Source organism: Geopseudomonas aromaticivorans, assembly GCF_019097855.1.
Classification (GTDB): domain Bacteria; phylum Pseudomonadota; class Gammaproteobacteria; order Pseudomonadales; family Pseudomonadaceae; genus Geopseudomonas; species Geopseudomonas aromaticivorans.
In genome coordinates this window covers 1-1,269 of sequence record NZ_JAHRGL010000068.1, presented here as the reverse complement: position 1 = coordinate 1,269, position 1,269 = coordinate 1, and the positions used below count along the sequence as shown (strand labels likewise).

The window sequence follows — 1,269 nt, the reverse complement described above, 5'->3', positions numbered from 1 at the left end:
GGTTTCAAGCACAAGTCAAAGTTCACCTGCACCTTCCATGTCACTGCAGAGGGAAGTGACTAAACCCCTGGGACACAAGATGATGGATCCCAGGGGAGGACTGAAAACAGTTCATTCTCTCACAAAAACCCATAACATGCTGTGTACTGATACCCATTCATTGAATGAGTCATCTACATGAATAGAAGACAGCATCAGTCCTGTACCTTGGTGACTGACTTCAGGGAATTTGGTGCTAATGAGGCTTGGTACATCCATTGACCTGGGGAGCAAATGGAGAGTCTAGATTGGCCATGAAATAGACCTGTGTGGTGGTAGTATCATGAAAGAAATTGTCAAAGTCAGACAGTTGTAAGACTTGGCCAGCCCTACTCCATCAATAATTGGTAACCAAACTATTAGGTGGTCAATCCTTTCATCACAGGATAAAGAAGTATGAGACAAGCAGATCTCTTTGGGGTTGAGGCCTATAAAGCAGTATACAGGACAACCAGGGCTATAAGGAGACACCCTGTGTCTAAAAAGAGCCTGGTATTGTGGCACACACCTTTAATTTCCCATTCCAGAGGGCAAGGAAAACACATGCAAATTTTTGATTTTGAGCACAGGCTGATGTACAGTTTGTTCCAGAACAGTCAGGGCTATACAGAAAACCTGTATCTCAAAATAAGGGGAAAAAGAGGGATAACAGCATACAGAAGGAATAGGATGACCTTTGGCAACCTAAGTTGACGCCTTTTAATTGAGATGGTCACCAAGTAGTGAAGGCCACATTTAAACTGGGAAGGACACAGGAGAAACACTGTCCAGCAAACTTAGAGGCACATTTCTTGAGGTGACACTGACCATTGAAAGACAAATATGTTCTATCCATGATTTCCATGTCGTAAGGAGACACAAGAGGATGGATCAAGCCTCTGTTAATTTTCCAGCCTCAATGGGAATCATCACTTAATACATTATCTATATATAAAAAGACATCATGATCTGGGACAGGGACCCATAGGGTGGTGTTGCAGACTGGGTAAAACTAAAGTGTGGGGGTGGTTTGCTGGAAGATTGTGGATAAAAATTAGAGGATCAGTGTGAGACCCAGTTGGATATAAATTTAAGGTCATGTCCTTGGAGTAGAGTTTCATTATCAGAGTGGATCTGAGATGGTGATAAGGTGGGTGGAGACAGTACTTTTTCACTTTCACCCTAGGACTGATAGTGAAGTGAGCAACTCGTGGTTCTTATTAAAATCATTCAGTCTAACATTTTAGAAAT

At 42.2% G+C, this 1,269-nt stretch carries 1 protein-coding gene; it reads left to right on the top strand.

Annotated elements, in window-relative coordinates:
* Positions 1-435: 435 nt before the first annotated feature.
* Entirely contained in the window at positions 436-732 is a 297-nt protein-coding gene (locus KRX52_RS18435; protein WP_217683195.1) for a hypothetical protein, read from the top strand.
* The last annotated feature ends 537 nt before the right edge of the window (positions 733-1,269 follow it).

Excerpts from the sequence above, each read along its gene's own strand:
- KRX52_RS18435 (WP_217683195.1), top strand. The coding sequence starts at position 436 with ATGAGACAAGCAGATCTCTTTGGGGTTGAGGCCTATAAAGCAGTATAC.